Origin of the sequence: Streptomyces sp. M2CJ-2, from assembly GCF_016757295.1 — a bacterium.
GTDB lineage: Bacteria > Actinomycetota > Actinomycetes > Streptomycetales > Streptomycetaceae > Streptomyces.
In genome coordinates this window covers 1-647 of sequence record NZ_JAESIF010000185.1, presented here as the reverse complement: position 1 = coordinate 647, position 647 = coordinate 1, and the positions used below count along the sequence as shown (strand labels likewise).

General features: G+C 62.3%; 1 protein-coding gene. It reads left to right on the top strand.

The window, feature by feature from the left end; all coding sequences use genetic code 11:
• The first annotated feature begins 384 nt into the window (after positions 1–384).
• Complete coding sequence (locus JL475_RS38555) at positions 385–609, top strand: hypothetical protein (protein WP_202282856.1); 225 nt, start codon at positions 385–387, stop codon at positions 607–609.
• The last annotated feature ends 38 nt before the right edge of the window (positions 610–647 follow it).

Here is a 647-nt window from a genome sequence, read left to right as displayed (position 1 = left end):
AAGGCCCGCAAGTCCAACGCCGACCCGCTGTACCAGCAGGCCCGGGTCGAATGCGGAGGCTACGACACCTGCGTCACCGAACGCACCCACAAGCTCCGCGAGAAGAACGCCGAGGACATCGACAAGTCCACCAAGAAGGCCCGCAAGTCCAACGCCGACCCGCTGTACCAGCAGGCCCGGGTCGAATGCGGGGGCTACGACACCTGCGTCACCGAACGCACCCACAAGCTCCGCGAGAAGAACGCCGAGGAACAGCAGAAGGCCAAGACTGCAGCACGGGAGGGCAAGCAGCCCCAGAACCGGGATGCACAGGGCACCGACCCGAAGCAGTCGCAGCGTACGGACACCACAAAACCAGCCGCCAAGTCCACAGTGCGCAATGACGTGCAGGAACACGGCAATCAGAAGGGCACCAAGCCCCGCACCTCGAAGAATGAGGACGTCACAAAACCAGCCGCCAAGTCCACAGTGCGCAATGACGTGCAGGAACACGGCAATCAGAAGGGCACCAAGCCCCGCACCTCGAAGAATGAGGACGTCACAAAACCAGCCGCCAAGTCCACAGTGCGCAATGAACCCTTCTCGGTAACGTCTCGTGACGGTTGGTGATCTTCGTTCAGGTGGTGCGGCCGTGTTCGAGCTGGAGC